The organism is Methylobacterium sp. J-072 (assembly GCF_022829425.1).
GTDB lineage: Bacteria > Pseudomonadota > Alphaproteobacteria > Rhizobiales > Beijerinckiaceae > Methylobacterium.
Map to the genome: position 1 here is coordinate 18,827 of NZ_JAKSYK010000192.1, position 16,076 is coordinate 34,902.

Annotated in this window: 18 protein-coding genes and 1 tRNA gene; 13 read left to right on the plus strand and 6 right to left on the minus strand. The window is 68.4% G+C overall.

Annotation, left to right across the window (positions count from 1 at the left end; translation table 11 throughout):
* Window positions 1-127 precede the first annotated feature (127 nt).
* Both MKK67_RS23845 and MKK67_RS23850 read right to left on the minus strand, forming a co-directional pair.
* Window positions 128-652, minus strand: a complete 525-nt coding sequence (locus tag MKK67_RS23845; protein ID WP_243970537.1) for a hypothetical protein — start codon at window positions 650-652, stop codon at window positions 128-130.
* A 142-nt stretch (window positions 653-794) separates the two neighbouring features.
* Entirely contained in the window at window positions 795-1,127 is a 333-nt protein-coding gene (locus MKK67_RS23850; protein WP_243970161.1) for a hypothetical protein, read from the minus strand.
* A 478-nt stretch (window positions 1,128-1,605) separates the two neighbouring features.
* On the opposite strand from MKK67_RS23850, the gene MKK67_RS23855 reads away from it, so the two are divergent.
* From MKK67_RS23855 to MKK67_RS23870, 4 genes are all read left to right on the plus strand, one after another.
* On the plus strand, window positions 1,606-1,767 hold the full coding sequence (locus MKK67_RS23855) for a hypothetical protein (protein ID WP_243970163.1): 162 nt from the start codon (window positions 1,606-1,608) through the stop codon (window positions 1,765-1,767).
* 10 nt (window positions 1,768-1,777) lie between these two features.
* Window positions 1,778-2,281 carry a hypothetical protein gene (locus tag MKK67_RS23860; protein WP_243970165.1) on the plus strand — a complete coding sequence of 168 codons (504 nt, stop codon included), beginning with the start codon at window positions 1,778-1,780 and terminating at the stop codon, window positions 2,279-2,281.
* A gap of 2 nt (window positions 2,282-2,283) precedes the next feature.
* Window positions 2,284-2,490 (plus strand): hypothetical protein, encoded by a 207-nt coding sequence (locus MKK67_RS23865; RefSeq protein WP_243970167.1) that lies wholly within the window; start codon window positions 2,284-2,286, stop codon window positions 2,488-2,490.
* A gap of 150 nt (window positions 2,491-2,640) precedes the next feature.
* The gene (locus MKK67_RS23870; RefSeq protein ID WP_243970169.1) at window positions 2,641-3,552 is read left to right on the plus strand and encodes a hypothetical protein; all 912 of its coding nucleotides are present in this window, start codon (window positions 2,641-2,643) and stop codon (window positions 3,550-3,552) included.
* A gap of 135 nt (window positions 3,553-3,687) precedes the next feature.
* On the opposite strand, the gene MKK67_RS23875 is transcribed toward MKK67_RS23870, so the two are convergent.
* Window positions 3,688-3,764 (minus strand) — tRNA-Pro (locus MKK67_RS23875).
* Between the two features lie 149 nt (window positions 3,765-3,913).
* Here MKK67_RS23875 and MKK67_RS23880 point away from each other — a divergent pair.
* The 9 genes from MKK67_RS23880 (at window position 3,914) to MKK67_RS23920 (ending at window position 14,261) form a co-directional block, all read left to right on the plus strand.
* A complete protein-coding gene (locus tag MKK67_RS23880) occupies window positions 3,914-5,194 on the plus strand; it encodes a glycosyltransferase family 4 protein (protein WP_243970171.1) in 1,281 nt (426 codons plus the stop codon).
* Between the two features lie 107 nt (window positions 5,195-5,301).
* Window positions 5,302-5,622 carry a rhodanese-like domain-containing protein gene (locus MKK67_RS23885; protein ID WP_243970174.1) on the plus strand — a complete coding sequence of 107 codons (321 nt, stop codon included), beginning with the start codon at window positions 5,302-5,304 and terminating at the stop codon, window positions 5,620-5,622.
* Window positions 5,623-5,768: 146 nt separating this feature from the next.
* Window positions 5,769-6,926 carry an efflux RND transporter periplasmic adaptor subunit gene (locus MKK67_RS23890; RefSeq protein ID WP_243970176.1) on the plus strand — a complete coding sequence of 386 codons (1,158 nt, stop codon included), beginning with the start codon at window positions 5,769-5,771 and terminating at the stop codon, window positions 6,924-6,926.
* A 107-nt stretch (window positions 6,927-7,033) separates the two neighbouring features.
* Complete coding sequence (locus tag MKK67_RS23895) at window positions 7,034-10,231, plus strand: efflux RND transporter permease subunit (RefSeq protein WP_243970178.1); 3,198 nt, start codon at window positions 7,034-7,036, stop codon at window positions 10,229-10,231.
* A 116-nt stretch (window positions 10,232-10,347) separates the two neighbouring features.
* Complete coding sequence (locus tag MKK67_RS23900; RefSeq protein WP_243970180.1) at window positions 10,348-10,857, plus strand: hypothetical protein; 510 nt, start codon at window positions 10,348-10,350, stop codon at window positions 10,855-10,857.
* A gap of 84 nt (window positions 10,858-10,941) precedes the next feature.
* Window positions 10,942-11,721 carry a lysophospholipid acyltransferase family protein gene (locus tag MKK67_RS23905; RefSeq protein WP_243970182.1) on the plus strand — a complete coding sequence of 260 codons (780 nt, stop codon included), beginning with the start codon at window positions 10,942-10,944 and terminating at the stop codon, window positions 11,719-11,721.
* A 152-nt stretch (window positions 11,722-11,873) separates the two neighbouring features.
* Entirely contained in the window at window positions 11,874-12,320 is a 447-nt protein-coding gene (locus tag MKK67_RS23910) for a hypothetical protein (protein ID WP_243970184.1), read from the plus strand.
* A 153-nt stretch (window positions 12,321-12,473) separates the two neighbouring features.
* Window positions 12,474-13,583, plus strand: coding sequence for a DUF2125 domain-containing protein (locus tag MKK67_RS23915; RefSeq protein WP_243970186.1), 1,110 nt, complete (start codon window positions 12,474-12,476; stop codon window positions 13,581-13,583).
* Between the two features lie 18 nt (window positions 13,584-13,601).
* Window positions 13,602-14,261 carry a phosphoribosylanthranilate isomerase gene (locus tag MKK67_RS23920; protein ID WP_243970189.1) on the plus strand — a complete coding sequence of 220 codons (660 nt, stop codon included), beginning with the start codon at window positions 13,602-13,604 and terminating at the stop codon, window positions 14,259-14,261.
* A 10-nt stretch (window positions 14,262-14,271) separates the two neighbouring features.
* Here MKK67_RS23920 and MKK67_RS23925 read toward each other — a convergent pair whose 3' ends face one another.
* From MKK67_RS23925 to sppA, 3 genes are read right to left on the minus strand one after another with little or no spacing between them, the layout of a single operon-like run.
* On the minus strand, window positions 14,272-14,643 hold the full coding sequence (locus MKK67_RS23925) for a LapA family protein (RefSeq protein WP_243970540.1): 372 nt from the start codon (window positions 14,641-14,643) through the stop codon (window positions 14,272-14,274).
* Between the two features lie 19 nt (window positions 14,644-14,662).
* Complete coding sequence (locus MKK67_RS23930) at window positions 14,663-14,974, minus strand: integration host factor subunit beta (RefSeq protein WP_007559930.1); 312 nt, start codon at window positions 14,972-14,974, stop codon at window positions 14,663-14,665.
* A 50-nt stretch (window positions 14,975-15,024) separates the two neighbouring features.
* Window positions 15,025-15,987: a signal peptide peptidase SppA gene (sppA, locus tag MKK67_RS23935; protein WP_243970191.1), complete on the minus strand. Its 963-nt coding sequence runs from the start codon at window positions 15,985-15,987 to the stop codon at window positions 15,025-15,027.
* Window positions 15,988-16,076: the final 89 nt, after the last annotated feature.

Below are 16,076 nucleotides of genomic sequence, written 5' to 3' on the forward strand. Positions count from 1 at the left end.
GGCCTGAAGGCAACGATCTTCGAATCCCACATGTGCTGGGTCAGGCTGTCGGGCAACCTACGCTTCGATCGTCCCATACGCATATGCCTGTCCTCTCACGAGCGCTTCGCCGTCTTCGGCTGCCCCGCTATTCGGCGGCTTTGGCAACATCATCCTCGATCGGATCGGGCTCCGCGCCCTCTGCGTCTTCGGTCTCGGGATCATCGCTTTCAGACGCCGCGGCTGGGGTGCCTGCCCGATAGAAATCGCCATGCCGGACCAGCTCGCCGCTGGTCGTCATCACGCTGAGGTACGTGGCCAAAGTGTTGGCTGCCACGTCCGTCAAGCGCTCCGTGATCTGGGCGTGCGTCAGGCCCTCGGTGCCGGCATCTTCCAGGAGCGCCTTCAGTCGACCCTTGGCAGAGTTGGCCCGGGGGCCTCGGGGCCCACGAGTGGCACGAGGTTGACCGTCTTCCGCGGGAGCGCGGCGGCGCTTCGGCTGGTCGTCGGCCAGCTCGTCCATCGCAGTGCCTTCAACGATCGATGCGAGCGACCGCTCGGCCATGCGAAGCTTCGTCAGCTCGCCGCTCACTCGCTCGTACTCGGCCTCAAGGGTCTCGCGCTGATGCCTCACGCTGGCCAGGGCCTTCGCGAGCGTATCGTCATTTGCCATCGGTGGATCGACTTCTTCGGTTTCGGGACGTGGATCTGCGGATGCGGTCGCGATGCGTATCAAGTGGCGCGCTCCAGATCCTCGCGGTGCTGCACATATCCACGGCTGATGGGCCCGTCGGTCACGGCAAGCGATGCCGTATTCATCTGCTGGCCCCGACGCGACGCTTAACGGCACCGAGGAACTGCGACAGGTGCCCCACGACCTCGTCGCCGACAGACGCGGCCGGGGAAGCGTCGGGTGTCTCCTCGGCTTGCTCGGCGCGCTTGGCGACTTCCATCAGAACTTGCTCCACTGCCGGCGGCCAGGGAGCCTGATTGTCCTGAAGCATCCGAGCGGCCCGGACCATCATGATGAACTGCTCCGGCGGGATCGTCGTCCCGGCGGCATGCTGCTCAAGGATGCGGTCGGCGATCGCTGTCGCGAGCCTAGCGACCTCGACCAGCTTGTCGGGCTCAGCGTGAGAGCCCTTCATTTCAGGTAGCCCTTCGCCTTGAGGTGCTCGGTGAGGGCTTCGCGGATCACATCTGGCCGGGATGGCTTCGGATCAGGCTGATCCGCAATCCATGCGTCCAGGGGAACGAGTTGCTCCTCATGGCACCGAACGACGACAGCAGTGCCTCGCCCCGTGGTCTTGGGGCGACCGCGCACTTTTGGGATATCCCGAATTGACGAGCTCATGCTTTCAGGATATCACGAAATTCGGCCCGACGGGAAGGTGGAAGCTCCCGCGCCGGGCCTGACCCTGCAACGCCGTCCGGAAAGACCGTCACATGGCTACCCATAATCCTACAGCACCGGCTCGCGCCGGTGAACGCCCACGCTCGCCTTCTCAGCCTTTCACCGACATCCCGGACTTCAGCCAGCCAGTCCCAATTCGTCGGCCGGTCGCGATCGGCACAGTCCGCGAGCTTCCGAGCGAACGCCGTTCCCCAATCCTGCCGAACGAGCCGATGCCTGGCGCCATTGAGCCGTGGGAGGCCGTGGCTCCTGTTCGCCCCGACACGGCGCACGTCCGTGCCCGGCGCTTCCTGGATCTCGCTGGCGAGGCGCTGGCCGCTACCCTCATCATCGCCGGGGGCGTGTTCGCCTACGGCTACCTCCCTCTCGCGTGAGGAGGGGGCCATGAGCAAATCCTCCTCCAGGAAGGCACCAGCTGGCCCGCGGACGTCCCTGCGCGAGCGGGCTGCCGACGTAGATGCCTCGGCCGCCCGCGTTCTGAGACGGAAGGCCGAGGAGCCGGCTGCGTCTCAATCCATGCCGTTGGCTAAGACGCAGGCTGACGCGGTGGAACTGAGCGGCCTCAACATCTCCCAGCTCAGCAACCTCTTCGACGTGTTTGAGGCAATCCACCACCAGTGGCTGGCGGTAGGCTGTCAGCCATTCTCAGAAATCCATGACCCAATCGTCGGCGTGCGCCCCAATGCAGCTGGCAATCTCGCAGAGCAGGAAGCCTCGCGTGCGGCTCTAATTCGCGACCGCATCGCCGATGAGGTGCGCCTGCGAAAGCCGCAGGACGATTGGCAGCGCGACGAAGCTCTGAGCCTGCGTATCAAAGATGCGATCTTATGCGAGGGGGCGATCCGGGATCGCGATCTCCTCATGGAAGCCGTGAAGGCCTGGGGCTGAGCATGAGCAACGTTGTCCTCTTTCCCACCAGCCGACGAGTGACGGCCAAAGCCATTCCGCGAGAGGAGTTCGAGCAGCTCGCGGAGCTCGCGCTCGATGTCGTAGAGCGGATCGTCGCCTTGCTGGATCAGCACGATGACGATCCGGATACCGAGGATGGCGCCGACGCCGAGCCGTCCCTGGGCGCGCCCGAGGGGTACGTCTCATAGCTTCCGTGGTTTCGGGGCGGCGACCGCGACAGTGAGCTCGATTGCGGCCCAAACCCAACGTGACAGTCGTCGATTCGCCGAGGCCATTTCGCTTGCCGGAATTCAACCCAGCCACCTACCCTGCGCACTGAACACGCATGGAACGACGGCATGGCGATCAGCATCCGGTACTTCATCTTCGAGGAGGCCGGCAGCCTGCGAAGCGTACCGCGGCGGATCAGTGAAGGCTTATGGCAGGGGGAGGATACCTTGCCCGATTATGCCAGCACCCGTCAGCGCGTAGCCGAGATCGTGGTCGAGAACGACGATGGGAAGCCGGCGCGCATTCTGGATGCGAAGGGCTGCTTTTGGGAATTTGACGAAGCGGGCAAGCTCGTCATCGAACCGATCGATTTCTCCTGGGCGTTCGAAAATCCAGGCCGATCGAAGGCCACCGTGGTTGACCTGCGTCCGAAGCTCGAACGGAAGAAGTGGGAGGCCAAGCATCGTTGGACGGTAACCAGCGAGGAGCTCGATCGGATCAGCGCCGCGCTCTGGCCGTGGGCTGCGGCGGAAATCGAGGAGGCGCGACCCGTCAAAGGCACCGCCGCGAAAGTGCCTCCGCTCACCCACGATGGCGAGCGGGCCCTTACCAAGATCCAGGGGGCCCTCGGCACGATCGGCTATGAGCTCGAACAGCTCTCGGAGCCAGCGCTGAAGGGTCTCGCTCATGAGCTGCGCCGCTACGCCAGGATCTATGACGGAGAGAGGATCCTGTACGAGGCGTTCGCCTTTGAGGTCGACCGTCTGAAGGAGATCCGGGTTCGGCAGCGAACCGGCAAGGGTGGCTGGTACGCCTTCGTTCGGATCATGCGGTGGGATGAGGCGCGCACGCAAGCCGAGGAGATCGATACGATCGAGGAGCGCTGCGAGGGGAAGAAGGCCGCCCTTGAGGCTGCTCGGCGCCTGCTGGCCGAGAATGCGCACCGGCTGGGCGATGGGATCACGGTCGAAGCCGACGTGGCGACCGAACTGGATTGGGTGCCGAAGAAAGTTTCGGCCGATCTGCGGGGGGAGCGGTAAGCTCTCCACCGCGCTATGCGAGCCAACCCACAGGATTGAAGACGAGCCACCCCGGGTGAACCCCCAGAGGAAATTGGCGTCTCGGAATTTCGTCCTGACCCTGCCGAAATGCTCAATGATTTGAGTAGTTTGTAATGGTCGGAGTGGCCGGACTTGAACCGACGACCCCCTGTCCCCCAGACAGGTGCGCTACCGGGCTGCGCTACACTCCGACGCCACATGGGCCCGGGGCTCTTAGCCGTCGCGCTCCGCCCGCGCAAGCCCTTCACGCCGGATCGGCGGCGCTGGCCCTCTCCGGCCAGGGCGGTTACGGGGAGCATCCGCATCGCGCCAAAACGATCGCGCCACGCCATCGAGGATCATGACGGACCGACCGATCGCCTTCGATCTCACGCGCCTCGTCACGCGGCTGCGCCATGCGAGCCCGTCGGGGATCGACCGGGTCGATCTCGCCTATGCGCGCCACTGTCTGGGTCGGCCGGGGCCGGGCGTCGGCGTGGTCTCGACGGCGTATGGGCCGCGGGTGCTCGACCGCGAGCACGCGCTGGCCATCGTCGAAGCCGTGGCGGCGGGCTGGGTCGAGGATCGGGATGCGCTCGCGGATCCGGTCTATCGCGGGCTGGCGGCGCGGCTCGGCGCCCCGGTGACATCCGCCCCGTCCGCGCAGGCATCGCGGGCTGAGGGCACGCAGCGCCGCCGGATCCAGGCGCGGACGGCGGCCGATATCGCCCTGCGCGGCCGCCCGCTCTCGGCCCTGCCCCGGGATGCGCTTTACCTGCACACCTCGCATCTGCGCCTCGACAATCCCGGTCGGTTCGATTGGCTCTACGACCGGCGGGACGTGCGCGCGGCGTTCTTCGTCCACGACCTCATCCCGATCACGCATCCCGAATACGGGCGCGCCGGCGAGGCCGACCGACACCGGGTCCGGATGCGCACCATCGGCCGGCATGCGGCCGCGATTCTCGTCAATTCCGCCGATACCGGCGCACGCACCCTTAATCACTTGGCTGCCGAGGGGTTCGGCCGGCCGCCGGTGGCGGTGGGGCATCTCGGGGTCGAGCCGGCCTTCGGGCGCACGGGGCCGCGATTCCAGCCGGACCGCCCGACCTTCCTGGTCTGCGGCACGATCGAGTCGCGCAAGAATCACCTGCTGCTGTTCCAGTTGTGGCGCGTCCTGGCCGAGCGGCACGGAGCGGCGGCGCCGCGCCTAGTGGTGGTCGGGCGCCGGGGCTGGGAGGCCGAGAGCGCCATCGACATGCTCGAACGCTGCCCCGGCGTGCGCGCCCACGCGGTCGAGGTCACGGGCCTCTCGACGCACGGCCTCGCCGCGCTGACCCGCAGCTGCACCGCCCTGCTGATGCCCTCGTTCACGGAGGGCTACGGCATCCCGATCGTCGAGGCGGCGGCCTCCGGCCTGCCGGTGGTGGCCTCGGACATCCCGGTCCACAGAGAGATCGCCGGCGGCTTCGCCCTGTTCCGTGATCCCTTCGATGGCCCGGGCTGGTTGGACGCGATCGAGGCGCTCGCCCGGCCGGACGCGCCGCTCCGGGCCGAGCTCGCCGGGCGTCTCGACGGCTATGGGCCGCCGGGCTGGGACGCCCATTTCGCGGCCGTCGGCCCGACGCTCGCGGCGATCTGACCGGATCGTCGGAACCGCCGCGAGTTGCGCCGCTCCGGCCTGACGAATAAGGGAAAGCGTCAGCCCTTAGGGCCGGCCCCGGGTTGGGCGGAACGGAGATCCTGTCGATGCAGGTGGTCGATCTCGATCGCGAGACGGTCAAGCGCGGGTTGAGCGATGGCACAATGCTGATCATCGACGTGCGCGAGGACCACGAATACGAGGCTGGACACATTCCCGGCGCCGTTTCGCATCCGCTCTCCACGTTCGATCCGCAGGCTGTGGCCGCTCTGATCGCCGCGGATGGGCGCCGCCCGGTCCTGTCGTGCGGCTCCGGCGTCCGCTCGGTCCACGCCCTGGTGGCGGCCCAGAAGGCCGGTCTCGACATCGCCGAGCACTACAAGGGCGGCTTCAAGGATTGGTCCGCCGCCGGCGAAGCAATCGAGTAGCCGTATAAAACAATCCGCCCTTTTCGGGCCGCGATGTGCGCTCTCGCACAATGGGTAAGTGGGCGCGCGGGTTACGGCGCGTCTGCCAAGGACTCATCGTCAAGCTCGGTTCGACCGCCGGGTCGGCCAACGGACAGCAGGACCCGATGCGCAGCCGGCTTTCCAGCCTCCTCCCCGTGCTCTCCGGTCTCGCCGCCGGCTTCCTCGTTGCGGGTCCCCTCGCACCGATCGCGCATGCCCAGGCACCGGGCGGTCCGCCACCGAAGGTCACCGTCGCTAAGCCGGTGGTCCGCGAGATCGTCGAGCAGGACCAGTATACCGGCCGCTTCGACGCGATCGATTACGTCGAGGTCCGGGCCCGGGTCACCGGATATCTGGAAAAGATCAACTTCACCGACGGCCAGACGGTGAAGAAGGGCGATCTGCTGTTCGTGATCGACCGGCGCCCCTACAAGGCGGCCTTGGAGCAGGCCCAGGCCGCCCTGGCCTCCGCCAAGGCGCGCCAATCCTTCTCGCAGACCGATCTCGAGCGCGCCCAGACCCTGTCGCGGAGCGGCAACATCTCCGAGCAGGTCACCGACCAGCGCCGGCAGGCCTCGCTGACCGCCCAGGCCGATGTCGACAGCGCCCAGGCGGCGCTGAACAACGCGCAGCTCAACTACGACTTCAGCGAGGTGAAGGCGCCGGTCAACGGCCGGATTAGCCGGCGGCTGGTCACCGAGGGCAACATCGTCAGCGCCGACCAGACGATGCTGACCACGATCGTGTCGCTCGACCCGATCTGGTTCAGCTTTACCGTCGATGAGAAGTCGTTCCTCAAGTATCAGAGCAGCCTCGGCATCGGCATGGGCCAGACCCAGCAGGGCAAGGGCGTGCCGATCCTGATCTCGCTCTCCGGCGAGGCGAAGCCGACCCGCAAGGGCACCCTCGACTTCGTCGACAACCGCGTCGACAACGCCACCGGCACGATCCTGCTGCGCGCCACCGTTCCGAACGCCGACCTGTTCATCAAGCCCGGCCTGTTCGGCATCGTGGCGATGCCGGCCACCAAGCCGTTCCAGGGCGTGATGATCCCCGACGAGGCGGTCGCCGCCAACCAGGACAAGCGCATCGTCTACGTGCTCGGGCCCGACAACGTGATCCAGCAGAAGGACGTGGTGCTCGGCCCGAAGGTCGATGGCTACCGGGTGATCCGCAGCGGCCTGAAGGGCGACGAGACCCTGGTGGTCAATGGCATCGCCCGCGTCCGCCCGGGGGCCAAGGTCGCCCCGGAGACGATCGAGCTGCCCCCGAGCAAGACGTGAGCCCGACCGGCTCGACACGATCGCATTCGTGCGCGCCGCGCCGCGTGCGCCGCACCGACGACGCAGGGCCCCGACCGGGAGACCGGCGGGCCTCAGAGGTTTGACCGATGCGTTTCGCCCACTTCTTCGTCGATAGGCCGATCTTCGCGTCGGTCACGTCGATCGTCTTCCTGATCCTCGGCTTCGTGGCCTACGAGACCCTGCCGGTCTCGCAATATCCCGAGATCGTGCCGCCGACCGTGACCGTGCGCGCCTCCTATCCGGGCGCCAACGCCGAGACCGTGGCCGCCACCATCGCGACGCCGATCGAGCAGGAGGTCAACGGCGTCGACAACATGTTGTACATGACGTCGTTGTCGACCAACGACGGCAACATGCTGCTGACCGTGACCTTCAAGGTCGGCACCAACCTCGATATCGCCAACGTGCTGGTACAGAACCGGCTCTCGGTGGCCCAGCCGCGCCTGCCGCCGGACGTGCGCAACCTCGGCGTCACCGTGCGCAAGGCCTCGCCCGACCTGATGCTGGTCGTGCACCTGCTCTCGCCGAACAAGACCTACGACCAGAACTACCTCGCCAACTACATCTACCTGAACATCCGCGACGAGCTGCTGCGCCTCGACGGCGTCGGCGACATCACGGTGTTCGGCGGTAACGAATACGCCGAGCGGATCTGGGTCGATCCGAACAAACTCGCCGCCTACGGCCTGTCGGTCACCGACGTCACCACGGCCCTCCAGGAGCAGAACGTCCAGGTGGCGGCCGGCCAGCTCAACGGTCCGCCCGCGGCCAAGAGCGAGGCGTTCCAGCTCGTCGTCCAGTCGCAAGCGCGCTTCAAGACTCCGGAACAGTTCGCCGAGGTGATCATCAAGGCCCAGGACGGGCGCCTCGTCCGGATCAAGGACATCGCCCGCGTCGAGATGGGCCAGAAGGACTACACGACCAACTCCTACCTCAACGACACGCCCGCGGTGGGCATCGGCGCGTTCCAGCGGCCTGGCACCAACGCCCTCGAGGCGGCGACCTCGGTCAAGCAGGTGATGGAGACCGTCAAGAAGAACTTCCCGCCGGACGTCGAGTACCGCATCGCCTACAACCCGACCGAGTTCATCGAGGAATCGATCCAGGAGGTCTACAAGACCCTGTTCGAGGCAGTCGGCCTCGTGGTCATCGTGGTGCTGGTGTTCCTCCAGAGCTGGCGCACCGCCCTGATCCCGGTCATCGCGATTCCCGTGTCGCTGATCGGCACCTTCGCGGCGATGGCGGCGTTCGGCTTCTCGCTCAACAACCTGACCCTGTTCGGGCTGGTGCTCGCCATCGGCATCGTGGTCGACGACGCCATCGTGGTGGTGGAGAACGTCGAGCGCAACATGGCCGAGGGGCTCTCGGCCGGCGATGCCGCGCACAAGACCATGGACGAGGTCGGTGGCGCGGTCATCGCCATCGCGCTCGTGCTGGCGGCGGTGTTCGTGCCGACCGCGTTCATCCCGGGCATCTCGGGCCAGTTCTACAAGCAGTTCGCACTCACGATCGCGGCCTCGACCCTGATCTCCGCGTTCAACTCGCTGACCCTGTCCCCGGCGCTCTGTAAGCTGCTGCTCGTGCCGCACCATGCGCGCAAAGAGCCGAAGTTCTTCCTGGCCCGGTTCCTGAACTGGCTCGCCAACGGCTTCAACCGCGCCTTCGACGCCACGTCGAACGCCTACGGCCGCACGATCCGCGTCCTGACCGGCGGGTTCGTCGGGCTGGCGGCGATGCTGCTGATCTACGCAGCGGTGATCGCCGGCACCCTGCACCTCGCCCAGACGACGCCCACAGGCTTCATCCCGGACCAGGACCAGGGCTATCTGATCGGCGTCGTCCAGCTGCCCTCCGGCTCCTCGCTCGATCGCACCACCGACGTGATCCTGCGGGCCGCCAAGCAGGCCAGGACGGTGCCCGGCGTCGCCAACGCGGTGATCATCGCGGGCTTCGACGGAGCGACCTTCACCAACACCACCAATGCCGGCGTGATGTTCCTCACCCTCACGGGTGCGAAGGAGCGCGCCGGCGAGGGTCGCAGCGCCGGGGTGATCACCGGCGAGGTGCTCAAGGCCACCTCGGACATCCAGGAAGCCCGGGTGATCGTGATCCCGCCGCCGCCGGTGCGCGGTCTCGGCAACGGCGGCGGTTTCAAGATGCAGATCGAGAGCCGTCAATCCTCGGAGATCGGTCCGCTGATGGCCGCGGCCGGCGAGGTGATCGCCCAGGCGAACCAGAGCGCCGACGTGCAGCGCGTGTTTACGACCTTCGACAACGCGACGCCGCAGCTCTTCCTCGACATCGACCGCACCATCGCGCGGATGCTGAACGTGCCGCTCGCCAACGTGTTCTCGTCGGTGCAGGCCGATCTCGGCGGCACCTACGTGAACGACTTCAACACGCTCGGGCGCATCTACCAAGTGCGCCTGCAGGGCGATGCCGCCTTCCGCTCGTCGATCCAGGACATCTCGCAGATCAAGGTGCGCTCCTCCACGGGGGCGCTGGTGCCGATGGGCACCCTCGCCTCGGTGCGCGACGTCACCGGCCCGCAGATCGTGCAGCGGTTCAACCTGTACTACTCGGTCCCCATCCAGGGCGTGGCCAAGCCCGGCGTCTCGACCGGACAGGCCCTGACCGCCATGGAGGACATCGCCAAGAAGGTGCTGCCCGACGGCTACGCCTACGACTGGACCGAGATCGCCTTTCAGCAGAAGGCCGCGAGCGGCACCGCGGGCGCCGTCTTCGCCCTGGGCGTGCTGCTGGTCTTCCTGGTGCTGGCCGCGCAGTACGAATCCTGGGCGCTGCCGCTGGCGATCTTGCTGGTGGTGCCCACCGGCGTGCTCGCGGCGCTCGCCGGGGTGCAGTTCCGGGGGCAGGACAACAATATTCTGACCCAGATCGGCCTGATCGTGCTGATCGGCTTGGCTGCCAAGAACGCGATCCTGATTGTCGAGTTCGCGCACGATATCGAGCAGCGCGAGCATCGGGGTCCGGTCGAGGCGGCGGTGGAAGCCTGCCGTCTGCGCCTGCGCCCGATCCTGATGACCGCCTTCGCGTTCATCCTCGGCACCCTGCCGCTGGTGATCGCCACCGGCCCCGGCGCAGAGATGCGCCAGGCCCTGGGCACGGCCGTGTTCTTCGGGATGATCGGCGCGACCTTCTTCGGCCTGTTCCTCACCCCGGTCTTCTACGTGGTGATCCGCCACCTCTCGCTCTGGCTCGGCCGCCTGCGCGGCAAGTCTACGCACGGCGACCATGGCGGGGCGGCTCCCGCCCACGGCTGAGGCGGGTCGTCTGTCGATCGAAAGACACGCGCATGCCTGGAGCCGCGCCCGACCCTGACCGGTCGGGCGCGGCTTCGTTTTGCGAAGGCCTGCCGACTTCGGTGTAGAAGCTTGCCATGCACGTCCTCGGCCGCCTCTTCCTCGGAGCCTTCGCTCTCCTGCTCGCCGTCCCGGCCGGCGCCGCGATCCTCGTGCTGGCGCTCTTGGTCGATCCGACTGCCAATGCCTGGCTCACCGGCGGGGCGCTCGCGGGCGTCGATATGGCGCTCTCCGACCTGTCCGCCGGGCTCCCGCCGGAGGGGCTGGTCATCCTGATTGCCGGTCTCGCCCAGGCGCTGTTCGTCCTGCTGTTCGTGCCCCCCGCCCTGGTCGGTTTCGCCGGCGAGATTTTTTCGCGCCGCGGCTTCGTTTGGTACGGCGCCGGTGGCGGCATCCTGACCGCCGCCCTCCCCTGGCTCGCCCGCGGCGCCGCGCGTTCGGAAGCGAGCCCGGGGCTTCTGGCCGCCGAGGCGCGGCTGACGCTGATCCTGTTCGTCGTCGGCGCCAGCGCCGGCCTGGTCTACTGGCTGGTCGCCGGGCGCAGCGCCGGGTTCTCGCGAGCCGATCAACATGCCGCAGGCGCATGAGCGTTTGGTCCGGTGTCGGACCGTCCGCGCTTGGCCGCGGGCGCCTCTGCGCGGTAGAGGAAAGCCGTCACGAAGCGGATTCCGATGCTCGCCCTGCGCTCCCTCGCCTTCAACGCCTGCTTCTACGCGGTGACGACGCTGCTGGCGCTCGGTGGCCTGCCCACGCTGGTCTCCCGCCGCGCGGTGCTGCGGCTGGCCCGGCTCTGGGGCCGGATGACCCTATGGCTGCTGCGCGTGGTCGCCGGCATGCGGGTCGAGTTCCGCGGCCTCGAGAACATCCCGAAGGGGCCGCTGCTGATCGCGGCCAAGCACCAGTCCGCCCTGGAGACCCTGGCGCTCTGCACGGTGTTCCCGGAATTCGCCTATATCCTCAAGCGCGAGCTGCTCCTGATCCCGCTGATTGGCTGGTACCTGTCCCGCAGCGGCATGGTGGCGATCGACCGCTCCAAGGGCGCCCGGGCGATGAGCCTGATGAATGCGGCCGCGGCCGACGCTATCCGGGATGGCCGCCAGCTCATCATTTTCCCTGAAGGAACCCGCCGCGCGGTCGGGGCTCCGCCGGCCTACAAGCAGGGCCTGTCGCATCTCTACACGGCGTTGAACGTACCGTGCCTGCCGGTGGCGCTGAACACCGGCGCGTTCTGGGCTCGCAACAGCCTCATCCGCCGACCCGGCACGGCCGTGATCCACTTCCTCAAGCCGATCCCCCCGGGTTTGGGCCGCCAGGAATTCCAGGCACTCGCCCAGGAGCGCCTGGAGGCGGCCTCGAACGCCCTTCTGGAGGGCGGCCTGAAGGGTTTCGCGTCTGAGAGCGCTTCGTCATCGGCCACGGAAGCGCCGGCCGGCGCCGCACCGCGCCGCTGAGTTTTTTCGGAGCCGCACCGGCCGTTATCGCGGGCTGCCGCATCGCCCGGCAGCCAGAGCGGCTGCTTGTGGATAACTCGCCCCATCACCACATTCTTCCTCAGGAATGTTGTGCTTGACGCCTGTGGATATCGCGCGGTAGGTTGGAACAAATGGCGAACAGAAGAGCCCTGTCCTGGTCGGCCGCGCTTCGCGACCTGAAGGACGATCGCACGCGGAGACAGGATGTGCGTGAAGAACGCCTCAAGACCACGGCCGGCCTGCGCGGCACGCCGGCCCTCCCTCTCTCGGCCTGGCGCGGGCATTCGGGCCGGCGCTACGTGGTCGGGGTCCATCCGGCCGGCGCTTTCGACCTCGACGAGATGGCGGAGGCCGTGGTGATCGCCGTGCGGCGCGACGAGACCGGCATCGCCGAGATGGTCTCGGTGGCGACCTCGAAGGAGAGCCCGCGCGACCATCTCCGGCGGACCTGGCTCGACCGGGTGCGGAGCAGCGGCGCCACCGAGCTGCACGTGCATCGCCTCGCCGAGGGCGAAGCCGAGCGGGCGGCGATCGTCAGCGACCTGCAGTTCGACACGATCGAGCCGGCCCAGGTCTGATCCTAGACCTGACCCGGATATCGGGTCTCTCGAGGCGGATCGGTCGCCGCGCGGTCGATCGATCCCGACGTTGCCCCAGTTTTGCCCCGTGCATGGCCTCAAGGCGGGGCCTGCAGGCCCCTGGATCGGGGCGGATGGTGGGGAGCGGGACGCATGACGCAGGATCGGACGCGAGCAGACGGCGATGCGCAGGCTTCGCTGGCGCGGACCGCGCGGCGTCTGCGGCTCGGGCTGTTCCTGCCCTACATCGTCCTCGCGCTGATCGTGGTCGCCTGGTCGGCCGGCTGGTTCTGGATCCGGGGACGCGGGGCAACCGAAATCGATGGCTGGATCGCCCGGGAGGCGGCCGCCGGCCGCACTTGGACCTGCGCCGACCGATCGCTGACCGGCTATCCGTTCCGGATCGAGCTGCGCTGCAGCGCCGTCACCCTGGATCGATCCGACGGCCGGTTCCGCCTCGGCCCGTCGACCGCGGTGGCACAGGTCTACCAGCCGCGTCTGATCCTGTTCGAGAGCGCGGGCCCCTTCCATGTCGAGCAGGGCGCGCTGACCGGCGACGCCACCTGGAGCAAGCTCCAGGGCAGCGTCCACGGCGAATCGGAGGGATTCACGCGGGCCTCGCTGGTGGTGGACGGCCCGAACGTCACCGTCGCCGGCGCCGATCCGGGGCCGATCGCGGTGGCGGGCCAGCATCTCGAGCTGCATGCGCGGCCGACCCCCGGCCGCTTCGACTCCGAGGGCGCAGTCGACGTGAGCCTGCGGCTCGCCCAGGCTGCGGTGCCGCAGCTCGACGCGCTCACCGGCAACCCCGCCCCCGCCGACCTGTCGCTCGACGCCACCGTGACCCAGGCGACCGTCCTGCGCACCGGGCCGGTACCGCGGGAACTCGAGCGCTGGCGCCGGGCCGGCGGCACCCTCGACCTGACGGCCCTGTCGCTGGCCAAGGGCGCCCAGCGCGTCCAGGCGAAGGGTGCGCTCGCCCTCGACGAGGCGCACCGCCCGGTCGGGCAGTTCGACCTGCGGGCGGCCGGGGCCGATGCCTTGATCGGTAGCGTCGTCGGCCAGCGCTTCGGATCCGAGAAGGGTGCCCTGGTCGGCCAGCTCGTCGGCGGCCTCCTGGGCCTGGGCCGGCGGCCCGAACCGGAGGATGGGTCGGCGGATGCGGCGCCGCTTAAATCCCTGCCGCCGCTGAAGCTCGTGAACGGGCGGATCGTTTTCAGCGGGTTCCCGATCCCGAACCTCTACCTGCCGATCCTGTACTAGATCGGCTACAAGGCGCCTATGTCCGCTCCGATCCCTCCGGCCCGCGTCAAGATTTGCGGGCTCAGCACGCCGGAAACCCTCGAAGCCGCGCTGAAGGCTGGCGCGGATTGGATCGGGTTCGTGCACTTCCCCCGCAGTCCCCGCCACGTAGACTTCGCGGGCGCGTCGCGTTTATCGGCGCAGGCTAGCGGCCGGGCCGAACGCGTCGTCCTGCTCGTCGATCCCGACGATGCGTTGGTTCGGGCGGCGGTCGAGGCGGTGGTCCCGGACCTGATCCAGCTGCACGGGCGCGAGAGCCCCGAGCGGGTGGCAGCGATCCGGGCGCTGGCCGGACGGCCGGTGATGAAGGCGATCGGTGTGGCGACCCGGGCCGACCTGGAGCCGATCGCCGCCTATGGGGCGGTGGCCGACCGGATCCTGCTGGATGCCAAGCCGCCCGCCGGTGCCGCGCTCCCTGGGGGCAACGGTCACCGGTTCGACTGGGCGATCCTGGCTGAAGCCGATCTGCCGGCGGGGACCATGCTGTCCGGGGGGCTCGACGCCGGCAATGTTCGGAACGCCCTCACCCGCACCGGGCTTCGCGCCGTGGACGTGTCGTCGGGTGTCGAATCGGCGCCCGGCCTCAAGGACCCAGAAAAAATCGCGGCCTTCGTGGCCGCGGTGCGGGCGGCCCGCTGAACCTGTCCGCTCAGCGCGGCGCCGGCAATGCGGTCCGGTTGGTGTTGGGCACCGTGTAAGCGGTCCCCTGCGTCTCACTCTCAGGCGCGTAAGCGCGCAGGCGGCTGGCTTCGCGCTCGTAGTGCGTGGCTTCGCGGCGATGGTAGCGCACGTTCGCCCGGGTCTTGCCCTGGCCGAGCCAGGTGAACACGCCGCCGACCACAATGCCCAGAGCCACCGCGCCGAACAGGATCGCATAGAGCGGCAGGTCGACGCTGAACACCGGAGCGTCCGCGTTGAACGGGTCGAAGGACAGCGGGACGGGCGCCCGGTTGGCGACCGCCAGCAGGATCACCAGGGCGGCGATCGGCAGCAGCACGAGGCTCTTCAGGAAACGGATCATCGCGCTCACAGACCTCTTCCTACTCGGCGGCCGACGCGCTCTCGCCGATGCCCGCGGCGTTGAGGCGCTGGCGCATCTCCTTCCCGGTCTTGAACACGGGAATCGCCTTCTCGGACACGGCAACGGCCGCGCCGGTGCGCGGGTTGCGTCCCTTGCGCGCTTCCCGACGCTTCACCGAGAAGGCGCCGAAGCCGCGCAGCTCGACCCGGTCGCCCCGGGCCAGTGCGTCCGAGATGGTGTCGAGGATCGCGTTGACCAGGATCTCGACGTCGCGCTGGTAGAGATGCGGGTTCTGCTCGGCGATCTTGAGGACGAGCTCCGACTTGATCATGGCGTCTGGTCTTCTCGGGGGATCGGGGCGGGCTTCGGGTGCGAGGGCGCTCAGGGTTCCGGGCGCCACAGGACGAGGAGGCCACCGCCCGCGGTCTCAGCCTGGCTGCCAACGGCCCGCAGCCGCCCGGCGAGCCCGTCGAGGCCCAGGAGGTCCGCGCCGATGCCGGCGGCCGACCAGAGCGAGAAATCGCTGTCCTTGCTGGGCTTCCAGTCCTTGATCGGTAGGTCCTTCGGCACGCCCCGGTTCGCCTCCAGCCAGGCCACGGCCTGGCGCTCGCCGCCGAGCTCGTCCACCAGCTTAAGCGGCACGCTCTGGCGGCCGCTGAACACCCGCCCGTCCGAGACGGCGGTGAGCTGGCCGGCATCCATGCCGCGGCGCTCGGCCACCAAGCCCTTGAACCAGGCATAGGTGTCGCCGACCACGGCGGCCAGGGCGGCGCGCGCCTCCGGGGTGGTGGGGGTGAAGCCCGAGGGCTCGGCCTTGAGCGGCGAGGATTTCACCGACTCGACCTTGACCCCAACCTTGTCGAGCAGGCCCGACAGGTCCGGGTACTGGAACAGCACGCCGATCGACCCGACCAGGCTGGTCTCGCGGGCGACGATGTGGTCGGCCGCGATGGCGGTGATGTAGGCGCCCGAGGCCGCGGTGCCGTCCACGAAGGCCACGATCGGCTTCTTGGCGGCGAGCGCCCGCAGGTTGCGGAAGATCTCTTCCGAGCCCGTGGTGGTACCCCCCGGCGAGTTGATCGAGACGACCACGCCCTTCACGGCGTCGGAGTCGCCGACCCGCTGCATCAGCTTGGCGGTCGACTCGCTGCCGGCGATGAAGCCCGAGACGGAGATGCGGGCGATCTGCGGGCGCACCGCGAAGGCGCCGTCGGCGCCGGCCCGGACCCGGTAACCGAGGGCGCCCACCGCCACGATCAGGCCGCCGATCCCGAGCACCCGCCACAGGGACAGCCTGCGGCGCAGGCGCCGGCGGTCGATCAGCAGTTCGGCGTCGGCTGCCATGCGGTCGCTTCCCTTCGCCTCCCCGGATCGGCCCCGTAACGGGGTGCGGGGGCGAGGCCCCGCGCCGGGCAAGTCCTTGGTTTCCTTTG

Coding starts and splice junctions, on each gene's coding strand:
- sppA (WP_243970191.1), bottom strand. CDS start 15,987: ATGGCAGCCGACGCCGAACTGCTGATCGACCGCCGGCGCCTGCGCCGC.
- MKK67_RS23860 (WP_243970165.1), top strand. CDS start 1,778: ATGAGCAAATCCTCCTCCAGGAAGGCACCAGCTGGCCCGCGGACGTCC.
- MKK67_RS23925 (WP_243970540.1), bottom strand. CDS start 14,643: ATGATCCGTTTCCTGAAGAGCCTCGTGCTGCTGCCGATCGCCGCCCTG.
- MKK67_RS23845 (WP_243970537.1), bottom strand. CDS start 652: ATGGCAAATGACGATACGCTCGCGAAGGCCCTGGCCAGCGTGAGGCAT.
- MKK67_RS23930 (WP_007559930.1), bottom strand. CDS start 14,974: ATGATCAAGTCGGAGCTCGTCCTCAAGATCGCCGAGCAGAACCCGCAT.
- MKK67_RS23905 (WP_243970182.1), top strand. CDS start 10,942: ATGCTCGCCCTGCGCTCCCTCGCCTTCAACGCCTGCTTCTACGCGGTG.
- MKK67_RS23870 (WP_243970169.1), top strand. CDS start 2,641: ATGGCGATCAGCATCCGGTACTTCATCTTCGAGGAGGCCGGCAGCCTG.
- MKK67_RS23855 (WP_243970163.1), top strand. CDS start 1,606: ATGCCTGGCGCCATTGAGCCGTGGGAGGCCGTGGCTCCTGTTCGCCCC.
- MKK67_RS23885 (WP_243970174.1), top strand. CDS start 5,302: ATGCAGGTGGTCGATCTCGATCGCGAGACGGTCAAGCGCGGGTTGAGC.
- MKK67_RS23900 (WP_243970180.1), top strand. CDS start 10,348: ATGCACGTCCTCGGCCGCCTCTTCCTCGGAGCCTTCGCTCTCCTGCTC.
- MKK67_RS23890 (WP_243970176.1), top strand. CDS start 5,769: ATGCGCAGCCGGCTTTCCAGCCTCCTCCCCGTGCTCTCCGGTCTCGCC.
- MKK67_RS23850 (WP_243970161.1), bottom strand. CDS start 1,127: ATGAAGGGCTCTCACGCTGAGCCCGACAAGCTGGTCGAGGTCGCTAGG.
- MKK67_RS23895 (WP_243970178.1), top strand. CDS start 7,034: ATGCGTTTCGCCCACTTCTTCGTCGATAGGCCGATCTTCGCGTCGGTC.
- MKK67_RS23910 (WP_243970184.1), top strand. CDS start 11,874: ATGGCGAACAGAAGAGCCCTGTCCTGGTCGGCCGCGCTTCGCGACCTG.
- MKK67_RS23920 (WP_243970189.1), top strand. CDS start 13,602: ATGTCCGCTCCGATCCCTCCGGCCCGCGTCAAGATTTGCGGGCTCAGC.
- MKK67_RS23865 (WP_243970167.1), top strand. CDS start 2,284: ATGAGCAACGTTGTCCTCTTTCCCACCAGCCGACGAGTGACGGCCAAA.
- MKK67_RS23915 (WP_243970186.1), top strand. CDS start 12,474: ATGACGCAGGATCGGACGCGAGCAGACGGCGATGCGCAGGCTTCGCTG.
- MKK67_RS23880 (WP_243970171.1), top strand. CDS start 3,914: ATGACGGACCGACCGATCGCCTTCGATCTCACGCGCCTCGTCACGCGG.